Source organism: Pseudomonas sp. TH34, assembly GCF_016650865.1.
GTDB classification, from domain to species: Bacteria; Pseudomonadota; Gammaproteobacteria; order Pseudomonadales; family Pseudomonadaceae; genus Aquipseudomonas; species Aquipseudomonas yamanorum.
This window is the reverse complement of sequence record NZ_JAEKFB010000018.1, coordinates 429,816-447,628: the sequence shown is the minus strand read 5'-3', so window position 1 is coordinate 447,628 and position 17,813 is coordinate 429,816. Positions and strand designations below refer to the sequence as shown.

At 59.7% G+C, this 17,813-nt stretch carries 17 protein-coding genes and 1 pseudogene; 5 read left to right on the top strand and 13 right to left on the bottom strand.

The features are described from left to right. On the bottom strand, positions 1 to 1,288 hold a 1,288-nt coding region (locus tag JFU58_RS12805; RefSeq protein ID WP_201140835.1), incomplete at its 3' end, for a glutamine synthetase family protein. A 39-nt stretch (positions 1,289 to 1,327) separates the two neighbouring features. Then, on the bottom strand, positions 1,328 to 2,107 hold the full coding sequence (locus tag JFU58_RS12800) for a gamma-glutamyl-gamma-aminobutyrate hydrolase family protein (protein WP_201140834.1): 780 nt from the start codon (positions 2,105 to 2,107) through the stop codon (positions 1,328 to 1,330). A gap of 278 nt (positions 2,108 to 2,385) precedes the next feature. On the opposite strand from JFU58_RS12800, the gene JFU58_RS12795 reads away from it, so the two are divergent. Next, positions 2,386 to 3,762, top strand: a complete 1,377-nt coding sequence (locus tag JFU58_RS12795) for a glutamine synthetase family protein (RefSeq protein WP_201140833.1) — start codon at positions 2,386 to 2,388, stop codon at positions 3,760 to 3,762. Between the two features lie 252 nt (positions 3,763 to 4,014). After that, positions 4,015 to 4,653: a TetR/AcrR family transcriptional regulator gene (locus JFU58_RS12790; protein ID WP_201140831.1), complete on the top strand. Its 639-nt coding sequence runs from the start codon at positions 4,015 to 4,017 to the stop codon at positions 4,651 to 4,653. Between the two features lie 138 nt (positions 4,654 to 4,791). Here the strand turns inward: JFU58_RS12790 and JFU58_RS12785 are convergent, their stop codons facing one another. The 8 genes and pseudogenes from JFU58_RS12785 to JFU58_RS12750 form a co-directional block, all read right to left on the bottom strand. After that, positions 4,792 to 5,007, bottom strand: a complete 216-nt coding sequence (locus JFU58_RS12785) for a TOBE domain-containing protein (protein WP_003213899.1) — start codon at positions 5,005 to 5,007, stop codon at positions 4,792 to 4,794. A 29-nt stretch (positions 5,008 to 5,036) separates the two neighbouring features. Continuing rightward, positions 5,037 to 5,842: pseudogene (ssuB, locus tag JFU58_RS12780) on the bottom strand (aliphatic sulfonates ABC transporter ATP-binding protein). Further along, positions 5,839 to 6,627, bottom strand: a complete 789-nt coding sequence (gene ssuC / locus JFU58_RS12775) for an aliphatic sulfonate ABC transporter permease SsuC (RefSeq protein ID WP_010167854.1) — start codon at positions 6,625 to 6,627, stop codon at positions 5,839 to 5,841. The pseudogene ssuB and the gene ssuC overlap by 4 nt, the downstream one beginning before the upstream one ends. 9 nt (positions 6,628 to 6,636) lie before the next feature. Next, positions 6,637 to 7,785, bottom strand: a complete 1,149-nt coding sequence (gene ssuD, locus JFU58_RS12770) for an FMNH2-dependent alkanesulfonate monooxygenase (protein WP_010167857.1) — start codon at positions 7,783 to 7,785, stop codon at positions 6,637 to 6,639. 25 nt (positions 7,786 to 7,810) lie between these two features. Continuing rightward, on the bottom strand, positions 7,811 to 8,779 hold the full coding sequence (locus JFU58_RS12765; RefSeq protein WP_017476594.1) for a sulfonate ABC transporter substrate-binding protein: 969 nt from the start codon (positions 8,777 to 8,779) through the stop codon (positions 7,811 to 7,813). Positions 8,780 to 8,886: 107 nt separating this feature from the next. Beyond that, positions 8,887 to 9,480, bottom strand: coding sequence for an NADPH-dependent FMN reductase (gene ssuE, locus JFU58_RS12760; protein WP_017476595.1), 594 nt, complete (start codon positions 9,478 to 9,480; stop codon positions 8,887 to 8,889). A 315-nt stretch (positions 9,481 to 9,795) separates the two neighbouring features. Continuing rightward, a complete protein-coding gene (locus JFU58_RS12755; RefSeq protein ID WP_003213910.1) occupies positions 9,796 to 10,434 on the bottom strand; it encodes a peroxiredoxin in 639 nt (212 codons plus the stop codon). Positions 10,435 to 10,707: 273 nt separating this feature from the next. Beyond that, entirely contained in the window at positions 10,708 to 12,051 is a 1,344-nt protein-coding gene (locus JFU58_RS12750; protein ID WP_201140829.1) for an OprD family porin, read from the bottom strand. Positions 12,052 to 12,393: 342 nt separating this feature from the next. Between JFU58_RS12750 and JFU58_RS12745 the strand changes: the two genes are divergently transcribed. After that, on the top strand, positions 12,394 to 12,639 hold the full coding sequence (locus tag JFU58_RS12745) for a hypothetical protein (RefSeq protein WP_148666938.1): 246 nt from the start codon (positions 12,394 to 12,396) through the stop codon (positions 12,637 to 12,639). A 51-nt stretch (positions 12,640 to 12,690) separates the two neighbouring features. Here the strand turns inward: JFU58_RS12745 and argA are convergent, their stop codons facing one another. Together argA and argE are read right to left on the bottom strand one after the other, a co-directional pair. Continuing rightward, positions 12,691 to 13,989, bottom strand: coding sequence for an amino-acid N-acetyltransferase (gene argA / locus JFU58_RS12740; RefSeq protein WP_010167865.1), 1,299 nt, complete (start codon positions 13,987 to 13,989; stop codon positions 12,691 to 12,693). A gap of 136 nt (positions 13,990 to 14,125) precedes the next feature. Continuing rightward, a complete protein-coding gene (gene argE / locus JFU58_RS12735) occupies positions 14,126 to 15,274 on the bottom strand; it encodes an acetylornithine deacetylase (RefSeq protein ID WP_026077852.1) in 1,149 nt (382 codons plus the stop codon). A gap of 158 nt (positions 15,275 to 15,432) precedes the next feature. Between argE and JFU58_RS12730 the strand changes: the two genes are divergently transcribed. After that, on the top strand, positions 15,433 to 16,800 hold the full coding sequence (locus tag JFU58_RS12730) for a CYTH domain-containing protein (protein ID WP_003213918.1): 1,368 nt from the start codon (positions 15,433 to 15,435) through the stop codon (positions 16,798 to 16,800). 57 nt (positions 16,801 to 16,857) lie between these two features. On the opposite strand, the gene JFU58_RS12725 is transcribed toward JFU58_RS12730, so the two are convergent. Then, complete coding sequence (locus tag JFU58_RS12725) at positions 16,858 to 17,328, bottom strand: Lrp/AsnC family transcriptional regulator (RefSeq protein ID WP_063026401.1); 471 nt, start codon at positions 17,326 to 17,328, stop codon at positions 16,858 to 16,860. Positions 17,329 to 17,455: 127 nt separating this feature from the next. Here JFU58_RS12725 and JFU58_RS12720 point away from each other — a divergent pair, with 127 nt between their 5' ends. Then, complete coding sequence (locus JFU58_RS12720; RefSeq protein ID WP_201140827.1) at positions 17,456 to 17,794, top strand: hypothetical protein; 339 nt, start codon at positions 17,456 to 17,458, stop codon at positions 17,792 to 17,794. Positions 17,795 to 17,813 lie beyond the last annotated feature (19 nt).

The window sequence follows — 17,813 nt, the reverse complement described above, 5'->3', positions numbered from 1 at the left end:
GCTTGACCGCGACGTAGCCTGTGATGAATTTGTGACCCAGGTATTTCTCGATGGTCTTGCTGTTTTCCATACGTTCCAGGGCGTCTTCGATGGTCAGCGGCAGGCGCAGGTTGCGGCGCTCGTAACCACGACCCACCACCGGTGCGCTTGGGCTGATGCCTTCGACCATGCCGATGTAGCCACACAGCAGGCTGGCGGCGATCGCCAGGTACGGGTTGGCGTCGGCACCCGGCAGGCGGTTTTCCACCCGACGGTTTTGTGGGCCGGCGTCCGGTACCCGCAGGCCTACGGTGCGGTTTTCTTCGCCCCACTCCACGTTGACCGGCGCCGAGGTGTCGGGCAGGAAGCGGCGGAACGAGTTGACGTTAGGCGCGAACAGCGGCAACAGCTCAGGGATGAATTTCTGCAGGCCACCGATGTGGTGCAGGAACAGCTCGCTCTTGGTCCCGTCTTCATTGGAGAACACGTTCTTGCCGGTGGCGATGTCGATGATGCTCTGGTGCAGGTGCATCGCGCTGCCGGGCTCGCCGGTCATGGGCTTGGCCATAAAGGTGGCCGCCACGTTGTGCTTGAGCGCCGCTTCACGCATGGTCCGCTTGAACACCAGGATCTGGTCGGCCAGGGACAGGGCATCGCCGTGACGGAAGTTGATTTCCATCTGCGCCGTGCCGTCTTCGTGGATCAGCGTGTCGAGGTCCAGCTCCTGCAGCTCGCACCAGTCGTAGACGTCTTCGAACAATGGGTCGAATTCGTTGGCTGCTTCTATAGAGAAGGACTGGCGGCCGGTTTCCGGGCGACCGGAACGGCCAATCGGCGGTTGCAGCGGGAAGTCCGGGTCTTCGCAGCGCTTGGTCAGGTAGAACTCCATCTCCGGCGCCACGATGGGCTGCCAGCCTTTATCGGCGTAGAGCTTGAGGACTTTCTTGAGCACGTTGCGCGGCGACAGTTCGATCGGGTTGCCTTGCTTGTCGTAGGTGTCGTGAATCACCTGGGCCGTAGGCTCTATGGCCCAGGGCACGAGGTACACCGCGTTCTCGTCCGGGCGGCAGATCATGTCGATGTCGGCCGGGTCGAGCAATTCGTAATAGATGTCGTCTTCGACATAGTCGCCGGTCACGGTCTGCAACAGAACGCTTTCGGGCAGGCGCATGCCTTTTTCGGCGATGAACTTGTTGGTCGGCGAGATCTTGCCCCGGGTGATGCCGGTGAGGTCGCCAATCATGCATTCGACTTCTGTGATCTTGTGGTCTTTCAACCAATCGGTGAGCTGGTCGAGGTTGTTACTCATAAATGCCTCTGGGCTGTGTTTCCTGACATCCATTAAAGGTCAGGCGTAAGTTGACGCAGCATCCGCGTCGCGTTGCATCACCCGCTTTCGACAAGCATTGCCAAATGCCTGGAAGATTGCGAGGTAGTGCGGGTTAGAGCTTACCTGCCATTCGGGGTGCCATTGCACTCCTAAAGCAAAAGCCTTGCCCGCGGGAACCGAAAAGCCTTCGATCAGGCCGTCCGGCGCGGTGGCCTCGACCTGAAAACCTGGCGCCAGGCGATCGATGCCCTGTGAATGAATCGAGTTGACCTGGATCGTCGACGGCAAGCCCAGGCTTGCCAATACCCCATTCGGGGAGATGGCCACTGCGTGCGCCGGGCCATACTGGATATCCAGCGGCTGGGTGTCGTCTTCGCGGTGATCCATCATGCCCGGCACTTCGTGAACCTTCTGGTGCAGGCTGCCGCCAAACGCCACGTTCATTTCCTGGAAGCCACGGCAAATCCCCAGCACCGGAACGCCTGCCGCAATCGCGGCACGCAGCAGCGGTAGCGTGGTTTGGTCCCGTGCAGAATCGTGATCAGTCCCGGGCGCGCTGCCCGGACCGTCGTAGTGAAAGGGTTCGATATTGGAAGGTGAGCCGGTAAAAAGAATGCCGTCCAGACCGTCAAGAATATTGGCCGGGTCGAGCACATCCGCCAGGGACGGAATAATCAACGGCAAGCCCTTGGCAGCGGTGGCCACTGCACGGACGTATTTGTCGCCACTGATGTGATAAGCATGCAGACCGACCTGTTTGGAGCAGGCGGTGACGCCGATTAACGGCAGGCGAGACATGAAGCACCCCGGTATTATTGCTGTTATGGGTTTGAATCGAGCTTAGCCTTGTTCATTTTTTTACACAACACCCCCGTAAAAAATACAACACGGCCCGCTCAAACGTGCTGGTTCCAAGAGCACCAATCCCAAAAAATCGCCCCAAAAAGCCCCAAAAAAGCCCTCAAGGCGCTTTTTTAGGGCAAAAAAGGCCTCGCTTGACTTCGGCATGCCGTTCGGGTTGACTGAAACCCGAAGAGATCAATGATTGATATTTTTAACAACAAAGGTGTTGCATCATGTCGGTACCCCCGCGTGCCGTTCAGCTTAACGAAGCGAACGCGTTCCTTAAGGATCATCCTGAGGTTCTGTACGTAGACCTTCTAATTGCGGATATGAATGGTGTGGTGCGCGGCAAGCGCATCGAACGCACCAGCCTCCACAAGGTTTACGAGAAGGGCATTAATCTGCCTGCCTCTCTATTTGCCCTGGATATCAATGGCTCAACGGTGGAAAGCACCGGCCTGGGTCTGGACATCGGTGATGCTGACCGAATCTGTTATCCAATCCCCGACACCCTGTGCAATGAACCCTGGCAAAAGCGCCCAACCGCGCAACTGCTGATGACCATGCACGAACTCGAAGGTGAACCTTTCTTCGCCGATCCTCGCGAAGTACTCCGCCAAGTTGTAAGCAAATTTGACGACCTCGGTCTGACCATCTGCGCCGCATTCGAGCTGGAGTTCTACCTGATTGACCAGGAGAACGTGAATGGCCGGCCACAACCGCCCCGCTCGCCGATCTCCGGCAAACGCCCGCATTCGACACAGGTCTACCTGATCGACGACCTCGACGAATATGTCGACTGCCTCCAGGACATTCTGGAAGGTGCAAAAGAGCAAGGCATCCCTGCCGACGCTATCGTCAAGGAAAGTGCCCCGGCGCAGTTCGAAGTGAACCTGCACCACGTTGCCGACCCTATAAAGGCCTGCGACTATGCGGTACTGCTCAAGCGCTTGATCAAGAACATCGCCTACGACCATGAGATGGACACCACCTTCATGGCCAAGCCTTACCCAGGCCAGGCAGGCAACGGCTTACACGTACACATTTCGATCCTGGACAAGGACGGCAAGAACATCTTTGCCAGCGAGGATCCCGAGCAGAACGCCGCATTGCGTCACGCGATCGGCGGTGTGCTGGAGACCCTACCCGCCCAAATGGCGTTCCTGTGCCCTAACGTCAACTCCTACCGTCGTTTCGGCGCACAGTTCTACGTGCCGAACTCGCCGTGCTGGGGCCTGGATAACCGCACCGTGGCGATTCGCGTACCGACCGGCGCGTCCGACGCCGTACGTATCGAACACCGTGTGGCCGGGGCTGATGCCAACCCTTACCTGCTGATGGCTTCGGTATTGGCGGGCGTGCATCACGGCCTGACCAACAAGATCGAGCCTGGCGCACCCGTGGAAGGCAACAGCTACGAGCAGAACGAACAGAGCCTGCCGAACAACCTGCGTGATGCCCTGCGTGAGTTGGACGACAGCGAGGTGATGGCCAAGTACATCGATCCTAAATACATCGATATCTTCGTCGCCTGTAAGGAAAGTGAGCTGGAAGAGTTTGAACACTCCATCTCCGACCTTGAGTACAACTGGTACCTGCATACCGTGTAAGCGGTTGCCGGGTTAAAAAGAACGCCGCAGGCTTTTGGCTTGCGGCGTTTTTTTATGGCTGTTGTGGCGAGGGAGCTTGCTCCCGCCGGGCTGCGAAGCGGCCCCAATAAGAACACCGGGTTCTCTCAGGCAGAACCGAGGCGCAGGTCTTGGGCCTGCTGCGCAGTCCCGCGGGAGCAAGCTCCCTCGCCACAAGGTATGGATCATCCAGTGGCTCTGCGTACAATGCCCGCTGCCCTGTAGGAGACTTCAATGAATCGCCCTGCCACCCCTCGCAAACCCCGCGCCCGCAGCCAGGCTCGGATCGACGCGATCCTCGACGCCGCCCGCACCTTGCTGGCGGCCGAAGGCGTGGCCAGCCTGTCGATCTACAGCGTGGCCGAGCGGGCACAGATTCCGCCGTCATCGGTGTATCACTTCTTCGCCAGCGTGCCTGCCCTGCTGGAGGCGCTGACCGCTGATGTCCATGCAGCCTTCCGCGCAGCCATTCAGGCGCCCATCGATCATGATTCACTCAAGCACTGGCGCGACCTGTCCAGCGTGGTGGAGCAGCGCATGCTCAGCATCTACAGCAACGACGCCGCCGCCCGGCAATTGATCCTGGCCCAGCACGGGTTGACCGAAGTGACACAGGCCGACCGCCAGCACGATCTGGAGTTGGGAAACCTGATGTATGAGGTGTTCAACCGGCACTTCGAGGTGCCGAGCCTGCCCGCCGATGTGGACGTGTTTGCCCTGGCCCTGGAACTGAGCGACCGCGTCTACGCGCGCTCGGTGCATCAGCATGGGCAAATCACCCCGCGCATGGCCGAGGAAGGCATGCGGGTGTTTGATGCGTATGTGGGGCTTTATCTGCCGGCGTTCTTGCCCAAGCGGGTGGCTGCGCTCTGATTTTGATCATTCCCACGCTCTGCGTGGGAATGTCTCAGGGGACGCTCCGCGTCCCGCCAGCCAGCACAAGACTTGAGCCCTGCGCATGAGTGACGCGGAGCGTCACGGGATGCATTCCCACGCGGAGCGTGGGAACGATCACAGCTTGGCGATCGACACCTCGGTGGATTTAACGAAGGCAATCACTTCGCTGCCAATCACCAGCTCCAGCTCTTTCACCGAACGCGTGGTGATCACGGAAGTGACGATGCCGGACGCGGTCTGCACGTCGATTTCCGACAGCACGTCGCCTTCGACGATTTCCTTGATGGTGCCTTTGAACTGGTTACGCACGTTGATGGCTTTAATAGTCATGGTCGTTCTTCCTGTGTAAGACAAGTGAGTTATTGAGCCCAACGCAATTGCGTAGGCAGCGGTGAAACAGGTTCGGGTTCCGGCGGGGTGCCGGGCAGCGACAACACACGGTTAAGCACTTCGGTTTCCAGCGCCGCCAGGCGGTGGGAGCCACGCACCCGCGGGCGGGGAGTTCCACGTGCAGGTCGAGGCCGATTTCGCCGTCTTCGATCAGGATCACCCGGTCGGCAATGGCCACGGCTTCGCTGACGTCGTGGGTCACCAACAACACGGTGAAGCCGTGCTTCTGCCAGAGGTTCTCGATCAGTTGCTGCATCTCGATCCGGGTCAGGGCATCCAGCGCCCCTAGCGGTTCGTCCAGCAGCAACAGACGCGGTTGGTGGATCAGGGCGCGGGCCAGGGCCACGCGCTGCTTCTGGCCACCGGACAACGCCGCCGGCCACTCATTGGCGCGCTCGGCCAGGCCGACCGCTTCCAGCGCTTCCAGTGCCTGCGGGCGCCAGTTGCCCTTGAGGCCAAGGCCCACGTTGTCGATGATCTTTTTCCACGGCAGCAGGCGCGCTTCCTGGAACATCAACCGCGTGTCTTCAATCGCTTCGCTCAGCGGCGCGGAGCCGGCGAGCAGTTCGCCGCCGCTGGCTTTGTCCAGGCCGGCCAGCAGGCGCAGCAAGGTACTTTTGCCGCAGCCGCTGCGGCCCACGACCGCAACGAATTGACCGGCGGGAATATGCAGGTCGATTTCCTTCAGCACTTCCCGCGCGCCGAAAGCCTTGCGCAACTTGCGTACGGCCAGGGGAATGCCCCGCAGCAGGCGTGGAGGTTGTTGAGCGGTCATGCCGCACCTCCTTTATTCACTTGATAAGCCGGGTGCCAGCGCAGCCAGACACGCTCCAGGCCGCGCGCCGCCAGGTCTGCCAGCTTGCCGAGGACCGCGTACAGCACGATCGCCAGTACCACCACATCGGTCTGCAGGAATTCCCGGGCGTTCATCGCCAGGTAGCCGATGCCGGAACTGGCGGAGATGGTTTCCGCGACGATCAACGTCAGCCACATAAAACCCAGCGCAAAGCGCACGCCCACCAGAATCGAAGGCAAGGCGCCCGGCAAAATCACTTGGCGAAACAGGCTGAAACCGGACAGGCCATAACTGCGGGCCATTTCCACCAGCGCCGGGTCGACGTTGCGGATGCCGTGGTAAGTGTTGAGGTAGATCGGGAACAGCGTGCCGAGGGCGACCAGGAATATCTTCGCGGTCTCGTCGATGCCGAACCACAGGATCACCAGCGGGATCAGCGCCAGGTGCGGCACGTTGCGGATCATCTGCACAGAGCTGTCCAGCAGACGTTCACCCCAGGTCGACAGACCGGTGATAAAGCCCAGGGCCAGGCCGATACTGCCGCCGATCACAAAACCCAGGCCTGCACGCCAGCCACTGATGGCCAGGTGCGTCCAGATTTCGCCGCTGCGCACCAGGCTGATACCCGCTTCGATCACCGCGCTGGGCGCCGGCAGAATACGCGTCGACAACCAGCCGGCCGACACGGACAACTGCCATACCGCCAGCAACAGGATCGGCAGCGCCCAGGGCGCCAATCGATGACTTAATTTTTCAAGGTTCATGGCGGCGCCTCAGCTCTGGGACGCAGCTTTGGGAAGAATGTCGTTGGCGACCATTTCGCCGAACGGGCTGACGTAGCCGGCGCCTTTCGGCAGCTCGGGACGCTCGATGTCCAGATGCGGGAACAGCAACTCGGCCACGCGATACGACTCTTCCAGGTGTGGATAACCGGAGAAGATAAAGGTGTCGATGCCAAGGTCAGCGTATTCCTTCACCCGTGCAGCCACGGTCGGGCCGTCGCCCACCAAGGCAGTGCCGGCTCCGCCACGTACCAGGCCTACACCGGCCCACAGGTTGGGGCTGACTTCCAGGTTGTCGCGACTACCGCCGTGCAAGGCGGCCATGCGTTGCTGGCCTACGGAATCGAAGCGTGACAACGAGGCCTGGGCGCGGGCAATGGTTTCATCGTCCACGTGGGAGATCAGTTTGTCGGCGGCCTGCCAGGCTTCGGCGTTGGTTTCACGCACGATCACATGCAGGCGAATGCCGAAGCGCACGGTACGCCCGAGCTTGGCGGCCTTGGCGCGAACCTGGGCGATCTTTTCCGCCACCGCAGCCGGCGGCTCGCCCCAGGTCAGGACCATTTCCACCTGTTCGGCTGCCAGGTCCTGGGCCGCTTCGGAGGAGCCCCCGAAATACAGCGGCGGACGCGGTTGCTGGATCGGCGGATAGAGCAACTTGGCGCCTTTGACGCTGATGTGCTGGCCGTCGTAATCGACGGTTTCGCCTTCCAGTACGCGGCGCCAGATGCGGGTGAATTCCACCGACGCCTGGTAACGCTCTTCATGGCTCAGGAACAAGCCGTCGCCGGCCAATTCATCCGGGTCGCCACCGGTCACCAGGTTGAACAACGCCCGGCCGCCGGACAGACGATCCAGGGTCGCGGCCTGACGCGCCGCCACCGTCGGGGAAATGATCCCGGGGCGCAGCGCGACAAGAAATTTCAAACGTTGGGTCACCGGGATCAGCGACGCTGCCACCAGCCACGAGTCTTCGCAGGAGCGGCCGGTGGGGATCAGCACCCCGCCGAAGCCAAGGCGGTCGGCCGCCTGGGCCACTTGCTGCAGGTAACCGTGATCAACGGCGCGAGCGCCTTCGGCGGTGCCAAGGTAATGGCCGTCGCCGTGGGTAGGCAGGAACCAGAAAATATTGAGGCTCATGGAGTTGTCTCCTGAAGAAGTCGGATTACGGCGCTTTGGCAACGGCGGCGGGTGGCGTCCAGATCACGTCCTTGATGCTCAAGGGTTTGGGGATCAATTTAAGTTGGTAGAAGCTGTCGGCGATTTTCTGCTGCGCGGCGACCACTTCCGGGGTCAGGAACAGCGCGCCGTAGCCCTGGCGTTTTACCGAGGTCAGGGTGATGTCGGCCGGCAGGCCCAGCAGCGGTGCAACTTGTTCGGTGACTTGCTCCGGGTTGGCCTTGGACCATTCGCCCACAGCGCGCACTTCTTCCACCAATGCCTTGATCACTTCAGGGTGTTTTTCAGCGTAGGGCTTGGTGGCCAGGTAAAACTGATGGTTGTCGGCGATGCCGGTGCCGTCACGCAGGGTGCGGGCTTGCAGTTGTTTTTCGGCGGCTGCCTGGTACGGGTCCCAGATCACCCAGGCATCGACGCTGCCACGCTCGAACGCGGCGCGGGCATCGGCGGGCGGCAGGAATACGGTCTGCACGTCGGTGTATTTCAGGCCGGCATCTTCCAGGGCACGTACCAGCAGGTAGTGCACGTTGGAGCCTTTATTGAGGACGACTTTCTTGCCCTTGAGGTCTTGCACCGATTTGATCGGCGAGTCTTTCGGTACGAGGATCGCTTCGCTGGTCGGCGCTGGTGGTTCGTAGGCGACGTAGACCAGATCGGCACCGGCGGCCTGGGCGAACACCGGTGGCGTTTCACCCGTCACGCCGAAGTCGATGGAACCGACGTTCAGTCCTTCCAGCAGCTGCGGGCCGCCGGGAAACTCCGTCCACTGCACTTGCACGCCCTGCTCGGCCAGGCGCTTTTCCAGCGAGCCCTTGGCCTTGAGCAGCACCAGGGTGCCGTATTTCTGATAGCCGATCCGCAGGGTCTCGGCGGCCTGGGCTTGAACAATGGCGCCGAAGGACACAGCCGCAGCAAACAGTGCGACCAGACCACGACGCAAGATGACAGTGCGCATGGCGCTCTCTCCAAAATACGATGAGGGGGTTGGCTGCACCTGCTTGGCCGTTGGCGGCTGAGTAAGGTGAGTAGTACTTGTTGAATCCAGGTAAAGCTGGGTGAGGCTTAAATGCTCCAGCGAGCACTCAACAAACGTTCATTCAACACATTGGGATCAAGGGGTTTCGGGCGGCGGGCCATGGCGCTGTAGAAGGTTTCCAGGGCCTCGCTCAAACGTTGTTCCAGCACCGGCACCAGTTGCGCCTGGGCACTGCCTTCGCCGTACGCGATCTGGCTGTCTTCGGCGAAAATCCCGTGGAGCAATTCCTGGGCTTTCAGGGCCGACAGCACCGGCTTCAAGGCGTAGTCCACCGCGAGCATGTGGGCGATGCTGCCGCCGGTGGCCATCGGCAATACCACTTTGTGGGCCAGGGCGCGTTCGGGCAGCAGGTCGAGAATGGTTTTCAACGCACCGGAAAACGAAGCCTTGTACACCGGCGTGGCGATCACCAGGCCGTCGGCGTTTGCCACTTGCTGCAGCAGGTCGATGATTTTCGGGCTGTCGAACCGCGCGTGCAGCAAGTCTTCGGCCGGGAAGTCCCGTATCTGATAACTCACCACTTCCACGCCTTGTTGCTGCAACCAGTTGCGGGTGTGATCCAGCAAGACCCCGGACCGGGAACGTTGGCTGGGGCTACCACCAAGTGTTACGACCAGCATGTAGGCAATTCCTTTGGAAAGTGTCGGCGGTTCGCTATGTGGCGATGGCGCCAAGATGGGACAGACCATATCAGCCAATTTATATATCTATAAATCTTATTTTTTCATTTGTTTATTCTTTAAATGCATATGTCGTCGACTCAATTCCAGGCATAAAAAAAGGCCGTCGAAACGGCCTTAAAACCCCTGCTGTGTGAGACGGTTTACAACTTGAACTCTCTGTTGCTGTCAGGCCGCTATCGCGGGCAAGCCCGCTCCCACAGGGGAATGCGGTCAACTGTGGGAGCGGGCTTGCCCGCGATGGCGATATCAGCCTTAACGATTCGGTTGGGGGGTGAGTCGCAGGTACGGCTTCACCGCCCGGTAACCCTTCGGAAAGCGTTTCTTGATCTCTTCCTCGTCCTTCAGCGACGGCACGATCACCACCTCATCACCATCCTGCCAGTTGGCCGGGGTCGCGACTTTGTGGTTATCGGTCAGTTGCAGCGAGTCGATTACCCGCAGTATTTCGTGGAAGTTGCGCCCGGTGCTGGCCGGGTAGGTGATGGTCAGGCGAATCTTTTTGTTCGGATCGATCACGAACAGCGAACGCACGGTGAGGGTGTCACTGGCATTCGGGTGGATCAGGTCGTACAGATCGGAGACCTTGCGGTCTGCGTCGGCCAGGATCGGGAAGTTGACGATGGTGTTCTGGGTTTCGTTGATGTCTTCGATCCACTTGTGGTGGGAGTCCACCGGGTCCACCGACAGGGCAATGGCCTTGACGCCGCGCTTGGCGAATTCATCTTTGAGCTTGGCGGTGAAACCCAGCTCGGTGGTGCACACCGGGGTGAAGTCCGCCGGGTGGGAAAACAGCACGCCCCAGCTATCGCCCAGCCACTCGTGGAAGCGAATCTTGCCGGCGCTGGAATCCTGTTCAAAGTCGGGGGCGATGTCGCCCAGTCTGAGGCTCATGGTGTGGCTCCTGATGAGTGCTTATGGAGCCCACTGTGCCTGCGTCGCGGATTATTTAAAAAGAATAAATATCGATTTATCTAGACGATAAAGGAATATTAAAAATCTGTTCATTGGACTTGGCGACAGGCGTGGATCAACATCGGCTTCAAGGTTCGAGAAGGCCTTGAGACGCTGTACAAAGAGGGGTTCAGGACGGGCTTGCGGGGGTTGAGCCCGACTTGAAAAGTAAAGCACCCTGCCCGGCGTTGCGCCGGGCAAGGTTTTACGCTCTTACAACAGCGGGATCGAGTAGCTGACGATCAGGCGGTTTTCGTCCTGGTCGCGAGTCGCAACATCGGTACGCCACATTGCGTTTTTCCACGCAACGCCGAGGTTTTTCAGCGGGCCTTCTGGAACAACGTAAGCCAGAGTCAAGTCGCGCTCCCACTCGGTTTTGTCACCGGCGGTAGTTTGGATGTTGCTGCCCTTGAGGTAGACAACACCAGCGGTCAGGCCTGGCAGGCCGACTTTGGCGAAGTCATACGCGTAACGAGCTTGCCAGGTACGTTCGCCAGCACGGGCAAACTTCTGGATCTGCATGTCGGTGGTGGTGCTATTCGACGAACCGTCACCTTGGTTCAGCCAAGGGAAGTCACTGTCGCCCTTGGTGTACTGGTAACCGCCACCGAAGGTGTGGCCGTTAACCGAGTACAGCGCCAGGTAGCTGTACAGATCGTTGTCAACCTTGCCGCTGGTCGCAGGGCGGGCACCGTCGGTGTAGTAACCCGAGGTGTAGTAGCCAGTGGTATTGGCATTCGCGCCGTTATCGCGGCTGCGGTAGTAACGCAGGTCGCTTTTCAGCACGCCCGGGCCGATTGCCCAGTTGTGTACCAGACCCAGGAAGTTCTGGGAGTAGAAGTCTTTCAGCTCGCCAAAGTAGTACGAAGCGGTCAGATCCTTGGTGATCTTGTAGTCAGCACCGGCGTAGTAGAACTTGTTGCTGAATTTGCCGGTGTCATAGTTGGAGCTTTTGTTCGCGCCAGCAATCGACAGGTTTTCGTTGTTGCTGGAGTTACGGCCCTTGGCGGACTCGATTTGACCAGCAGTCAGAGTCAAGTCTTTGATTTCGTTAGAAACGATCTCGCCGCCCTGGAAGGTCTGAGGCAACAGGCGACCGTCGTTGGTCTTGATCACCGGGTTGTTTGGCTGCAGGGTGCCCAATTTTGCCACGGTCTGGGAGATTTTGACCTTGCCGGTCACACCCAGGCTGGCGAAATCATTGACTGCCTTATTGCCGTCGCTCGGGAACACCGTGCCGCCCGAAGCGGTGCCGCTGTAGTTACCGTGATCCGCGCGGCTGGAGTCCAGACGCAGGCCGTACAGGCCAATAGCGTCAACACCGAACTGAACAGTACCTTGGGTGAAACCCGAGATGAAACGCAGATCGAAGCCTTGGCCCCATTCGGCGTTTTTGCTGCGGCTGCTGGCTGTTGGAGCACCATCACGGTTATCCGTGTTGATGTAGAAGTTACGCAGACCCAGTGTTGCCTTGCTGTCTTCGATGAAACCTGCGGCGCCTGCTTGCTGGGCGATTGCACCCAGGGTCACAGCCAACGCCAATGTCGACTTCTTCATGTACCGCTCCTCTCATTTCTAATTTTTGTATTTCTTAGGTCTCGGGTCTGACGCCCTCGATCCACAGATGCGCGATTAGCGCCAGATAGTGACTGACAAGTCAATCGTAACCTTGTGTGTCTACTACCTTCGTCTAACCGCAGTTGATTTGGTCCTTGCAGGGTAATGAGTTTTTCATACACCCAAAAAGAATTGTTTCATCCTTTTTCATACGATTCAGGAATAAGACTGTCCATGGGCTATCAAGCCGAAGAGGCGGTAAAACTCCATTGGGGTATTCCTGAAGAGTATTTCTCCACGCTTTTTTAGATCGTTTTGTATTCCCCAGACGGGTCATACGTCATGCGCGATCAAAAACGCGACGCCATCATGGCCAAATGCCTATCGTCTCGTCAATTTGTTACAGTTTTTGTATCGATGAAACTTTCTTTTGTCATTTCACCGAACCACCTCACCCTAACGGGCGATCATGACGGTTACCGTATCGGCATGTTTCAGAGTATCGGCAGAAATGATGTCACTTTAATGTCGATCGTATCGACAAATCGACAATCCGGCTGGAAGACCGGTCAGCATAGTCGCGATTGAAAAACACGCAGAACTGACAGACGAGAGGTTTGCCCTCTCGTCCAGTCACGCTTACAACGCCTTTTCGAAAATCTTCGAGTTACGCTGATAGTTGTACAGCGACGCCCGCGCCGACGGCAGGCGATCCACCGTACTCGGCACAAACCCACGCTCGCGGAACCAGTGGGCGGTGCGGGTCGTCAGCACGAACAACGTTTTCAAACCCTGGGCCCGGGCACGGGTCTCGATGCGTTCCAGCAGTTCATCACCGCGACCGCCATGACGGTACTCCGGGTTCACTGCCAGGCACGCCAGCTCCCCTGCGTCCGAGTCGGCGATCTGATACAACGCCGCGCAGGCGATGATCATGCCCTCACGCTCCACCACGCTGAACTGCTCGATTTCCCGCTCCAGCACCTCACGGGAACGACGCACCAGAATCCCCTGTTCTTCCAGCGGGCTGATCAGGTCCAGCAAACCGCCGACGTCTTCAATCGCCGCTTCGCGCACCAGTTCGAACTGCTCCTGGGCCACCAGCGTACCGCCGCCGTCCCGGGTGAACAGTTCGGTCAGCAAGGCACCATCTTCGGCATAACTGACAATATGGCTGCGGCCCACGCCGCCACGGCAAGCTTCAGCCGCCGCGTCCAGCAGCTCGGCCTGGTAATTACTGCCCAGGCGTTGCAGGTGCGCAGGCACCTGTTGCGGCCGCAGTTCACGCACCAGCCGGCCATGTTCATCGATCAAACCAAGATCGGCGCCAAACAGCAGCAATTTGTCCGCGCCCAGGTCAATGGCGGCGCGAGTGGCGACGTCTTCGCAGGCGAGGTTGAAGATTTCACCGGTAGGCGAATAACCCAGCGGCGACAGCAATACGATGGAACGCTCGTCCAGCAGGCGGTTGATGCCCTTGCGGTCGACCCGGCGCACTTCGCCGGTATGGTGATAGTCGACACCTTCAAGTACACCGATCGGGCGCGCCGTCACCAGGTTGCCGCTGGCCACCCGCAGGCGCGAGCCCTGCATCGGCGAGGACGCCATGTCCATGGACAAGCGCGCTTCGATGGCGATGCGCAGATGGCCGACTGCGTCGATCACACACTCCAGGGTCGCGGCATCGGTGATGCGCAAGCCTTCGTGGTAAGCCGGAGTCAAGCCACGGGCAGCGAGGCGGGTTTCAATTTGTGGGCGCGACCCATGGACCAGCACCAGCCGCACGCCCAGGCTGTGGAGCAGCACCAGGTCGTGGACGATATTGCCGAAGTTCGGGTGCTCCACACCGTCGCCCGGCAGCATGACGACAAAGGTGCAATCCCGGTGGGCATTGATGTAAGGCGAAGCGTGACGAAGCCAATTGACGTATTCGGGCATAAAACCTGGGCCTGTAATAAAAAGCAGCCAAATAAAGGATGAATCGTGGAAACGCACAGCGGGCTGTTGGTTATCGTCGGAACAGGCTTGGCGACACGCTCGCTCTCCTTCTATGTACGGATAGGCAGGGGTTAATTTATGCAGATGTCAGGCAGTAATGTTGAATCAGTTCCCGCAATAGACGCACTGTAGGCGTCAAGCGTGACATTTCAAGGTACTCGCCGGGCTGATGGGCGCAGGCGATATCGCCAGGGCCAAGCACCAGGGTCTCGCAACCAAGGCGCTGAAGATAAGGCGCTTCGGTGCCGAACGCCACTGCTTCGGCGCGATGACCGGTAAGTCGTTCAGCTACCCGCACCAACTCCGCGTCCTCGGCCTGCTCGAACGGCGGCACTTCGGGGAACAGCGGCGCGTAGTCGATCTTCACCTGATGGCGCTCGGCCAAGGGTTCAAGCTTCTGCCGGATGGCGGCGCGCAGCACCTGGGGATCCATGCCCGGCAAGGGCCGCAGGTCGAATTCCAGGGAGCATTGGCCGCAGATGCGGTTGGGGTTGTCGCCACCGTGGATGCAGCCGAAGTTCATGGTCGGCTGCGGCACACTGAATTGCGGATTGCGGTATTCGCGCTGCCAGGCCAGGCGCAGGCCACGCAGTTCGCCAATGGCGTCGTGCATGGCTTCGAGCGCGCTGTGGCCCAGGCTTGGATCGGACGAATGGCCGCTGCGCCCGAGGATATCGATGCGCTCCATCATCACGCCCTTGTGCAGGCGGATCGGTTTGAGGCCAGTCGGCTCGCCGATCACCGCCGCGCGGCCTAAAGGACGGCCCGCCTCGGCCAGCGCCCGGGCGCCGGCCATGGAGCTTTCTTCATCGCAGGTGGCAAGAATCAGCAGCGGTTGCTTGAAAGGCTGGTCGAGCAACGGCTGGACGGCTTCGATCACCAGGGCGAAAAAGCCCTTCATGTCACAGCTGCCCAGTCCTACCCAGCGGCCGTCGACTTCCGTCAGCTTGAGCGGATCGGTCTGCCATAACGCGCCGTCGTAGGGCACGGTGTCACTGTGTCCCGCCAACACCAGGCCGCCAGGGCCGCTGCCGAAACTGGCCAGCAAGTTGAATTTGCCGGGGCTGACCTGCTGGATGTCGCAGGCAAATCCCAGGTCCCCCAGCCAGGTGGCGAGCAAATCGATGACCGGGCGGTTGGATTGGTCGAGAGAGGCCTGGGTACAACTGACCGAAGGCGCGGCAATCAGCGCGGCGAATTGTTCTTTCATGGACGGTAAAGGCATGCGCTGTCTCTCAACTTCCCGGACGAAGCCCATCATAGAGCTATCTGAGTGACACAATAAACCGTTGCGGCGCGTTGCCGGGCTCAGTCCTGTACACTGCACGACCTTGGCAGCCACTCTTTTCCCCGGCTGCGCTCCCGATCCTGGATTTTCCGGCCATGCAGAAAGAAACCGAAATCAAGCTCCGCGTCAGCCGCGAAACCCTCGCCGCGCTGCGTGAGCATCCGTTACTGAAAAAACGCAACAAAAGTGGCTGGGAACGCCGTGAGTTGATGAACCAGTACTTCGACACCCCGGAACGCGACCTGGCCCAGGCCAAAGTGGCCCTGCGCCTGCGCAAAGACGGCGACGAAGTGATCCAGACCCTCAAGACCCGTGGCCAGAGCGTCGCCGGCTTGTCGGAACGCAATGAGTACAACTGGGACTTGGCCAAAGCCAAGCTCGACGTGAAGAAACTCGACGGCGAATGCTGGCCCGAGCAACTGGCCGAGCTGGACAAAAAGACCCTCAAACCCATCTTCACCACCGATTTCGTTCGCGAACGCGCCGAAATCGCCTGGGGCCGCGGCAAGGCCAAGGTCGTGATCGAAGCCGCCCTGGACCTGGGCCACGTGGTCGCCGGCAAGCAGAAAGAAGAAATCTGCGAGCTGGAACTGGAACTGCGCGAAGGCGACCCGGCCGCCCTGCTGGAACTGGCCGCTGAACTGGCCGCGACTCTGGCGCTGATGCCATGTGATATCAGCAAGGCCGAGCGTGGCTATCGCCTGTTCGACGCCAACAGCTATTCCCTGAGCCTGCCGGCACCAGTACTACACGCCGAAATGCCGCTGGACGACGCGTTTGCCGCCGTGATGTGGCACCTGTTGGGCAGCAGCCAGCGCCTGGCCGAGCAATACCGTTTCAATGGCCACTGGCGTCTGCTGCAGGACTGGGTGGAAAACCTCGGCGAACTGCGTGCCCTGCTCGGCAGTCTCGGCCAGGCCGCGCCACGCCAATCCACCAGCGAACTGCGCGCCGCACTGGACGCCTTGCTGGAAGACTGGCGTCCGCTGGTTCAGGCCGGTGACGACGATGAAGACATCCGCAAGGCCGCGCCGGAACAGTTCGCCGAAGAACTGGAAGACGTGCGCTGGGGCCTGTTCTCGCTGACCACTTCCCGCTGGCTGCTGGCTCGTACCTGGGCGGCGGATCGCAACGTGCGTGGCAATCGCCAAGGCGCGGCACAGCTCGCCAACTGGCTACCTCGCCTGTTGGCCGACGACGCCGTCGCCCTGCAACTGCCGCGCTACCAGCAACAGCCGGAAGACCTGGCCGAGCAACTGCCGCGTATCGAACGCATCCTGGCCTGGCTGCACCATGCACGCCAGGTGCTGGATATCGCCGAGCTGGACCGTCTGTATGGCGAGTTGAACAAGCTGGCGCACCTTGCCAACCAGCCGATCACCGATGAGTCGCTGGATGCGCGGATGCATCAGGCAATCGCGGTGTATCAGAATCGCGCCTGGAAAACCCTGCTGCGCCTGTAAACCCCTTGTGGTGAGGGAGCTTGCTCCCTCGCCACTAAAGTCAGGCCATGACAACTATCAGCGCAACACCGGCAAACTCGTGGTGGACTTGATCTCCGACAAGGCCACTATCGAGTTGACCTCCTGAATCCCCGGCACCATCGAGAGTTTTTCGAAGAAAAACCGCTCATACGCTTCAATGTCCGACGTGACGATCCGCAGTAAAAAGTCCACCGCCCCCATCAGCACATAGCATTCCAACACTTCCGGAAAACCGCGAATCGCCTCGGTGAACTCAGTGAAGTTGGAACGGCCGTGGGCGTTGAGTTTCACCTCGGCGAAAATCTGCGTGTTGAGGCCGATTTTCTTACGATCCAGCAAGGTAACCTGGCCGCGAATCACGCCCTCCTCTTTCAGCCGCTGAATCCTGCGCCAGCAGGGCGATTGCGACAGGCCGACCTGTTCGGCAATCTGCGCGCTGGAAAGCGAAGCGTCCTCCTGCAACAGCGCCAGGATGCGCCGGTCGTACAGGTCCAACTCACTGTGCATAGAAATACCCGTTAATCGTACTTTCTGGAATAAGATGATTCCCTTATAAGCCAATACGGGCTTTTTTAGATAAGAAATCTCCCGCACCGAATGTAAAAATTTCTCCAGTCGAATCCGGAGAATCATCATGCACGTCGTCGAATCCGCCAACCCCGCCCCACGTGTCGATGCCTGGGCCGCCAGCAACGCTCACTGCCAGGCGCACTATCAAATCCTCGCCGAGGCTGAACCCGATGTGTTGTGCCGGGTGCTCAACTATTTTGCCCTGCAGTTCCTGGTTCCTCGCCAGGTGAACGTGCAGCGCGAAGACGACCTGCTGGCGATCGATATCGTGATGGATGGTCTGAGCTGGCACCGGGCCCAGGTGATCGGCGAAAAACTTCGTAACCTGATCAATGTGTGCTCGCTGGAACTGCACCCGGCTGATGCTGTGCGGTCTCTGGCGGTGCAGGCGGCCAGTCAGTAAAAGCCTGTAATAAACCCTG

Coding starts and splice junctions, on each gene's coding strand:
- JFU58_RS12800 (WP_201140834.1), bottom strand. CDS start 2,107: ATGTCTCGCCTGCCGTTAATCGGCGTCACCGCCTGCTCCAAACAGGTC.
- JFU58_RS12795 (WP_201140833.1), top strand. CDS start 2,386: ATGTCGGTACCCCCGCGTGCCGTTCAGCTTAACGAAGCGAACGCGTTC.
- JFU58_RS12790 (WP_201140831.1), top strand. CDS start 4,015: ATGAATCGCCCTGCCACCCCTCGCAAACCCCGCGCCCGCAGCCAGGCT.
- JFU58_RS12785 (WP_003213899.1), bottom strand. CDS start 5,007: ATGACTATTAAAGCCATCAACGTGCGTAACCAGTTCAAAGGCACCATC.
- ssuC (WP_010167854.1), bottom strand. CDS start 6,627: ATGAACCTTGAAAAATTAAGTCATCGATTGGCGCCCTGGGCGCTGCCG.
- ssuD (WP_010167857.1), bottom strand. CDS start 7,785: ATGAGCCTCAATATTTTCTGGTTCCTGCCTACCCACGGCGACGGCCAT.
- JFU58_RS12765 (WP_017476594.1), bottom strand. CDS start 8,779: ATGCGCACTGTCATCTTGCGTCGTGGTCTGGTCGCACTGTTTGCTGCG.
- ssuE (WP_017476595.1), bottom strand. CDS start 9,480: ATGCTGGTCGTAACACTTGGTGGTAGCCCCAGCCAACGTTCCCGGTCC.
- JFU58_RS12755 (WP_003213910.1), bottom strand. CDS start 10,434: ATGAGCCTCAGACTGGGCGACATCGCCCCCGACTTTGAACAGGATTCC.
- JFU58_RS12750 (WP_201140829.1), bottom strand. CDS start 12,051: ATGAAGAAGTCGACATTGGCGTTGGCTGTGACCCTGGGTGCAATCGCC.
- JFU58_RS12745 (WP_148666938.1), top strand. CDS start 12,394: ATGCGCGATCAAAAACGCGACGCCATCATGGCCAAATGCCTATCGTCT.
- argA (WP_010167865.1), bottom strand. CDS start 13,989: ATGCCCGAATACGTCAATTGGCTTCGTCACGCTTCGCCTTACATCAAT.
- argE (WP_026077852.1), bottom strand. CDS start 15,274: ATGCCTTTACCGTCCATGAAAGAACAATTCGCCGCGCTGATTGCCGCG.
- JFU58_RS12730 (WP_003213918.1), top strand. CDS start 15,433: ATGCAGAAAGAAACCGAAATCAAGCTCCGCGTCAGCCGCGAAACCCTC.
- JFU58_RS12725 (WP_063026401.1), bottom strand. CDS start 17,328: ATGCACAGTGAGTTGGACCTGTACGACCGGCGCATCCTGGCGCTGTTG.
- JFU58_RS12720 (WP_201140827.1), top strand. CDS start 17,456: ATGCACGTCGTCGAATCCGCCAACCCCGCCCCACGTGTCGATGCCTGG.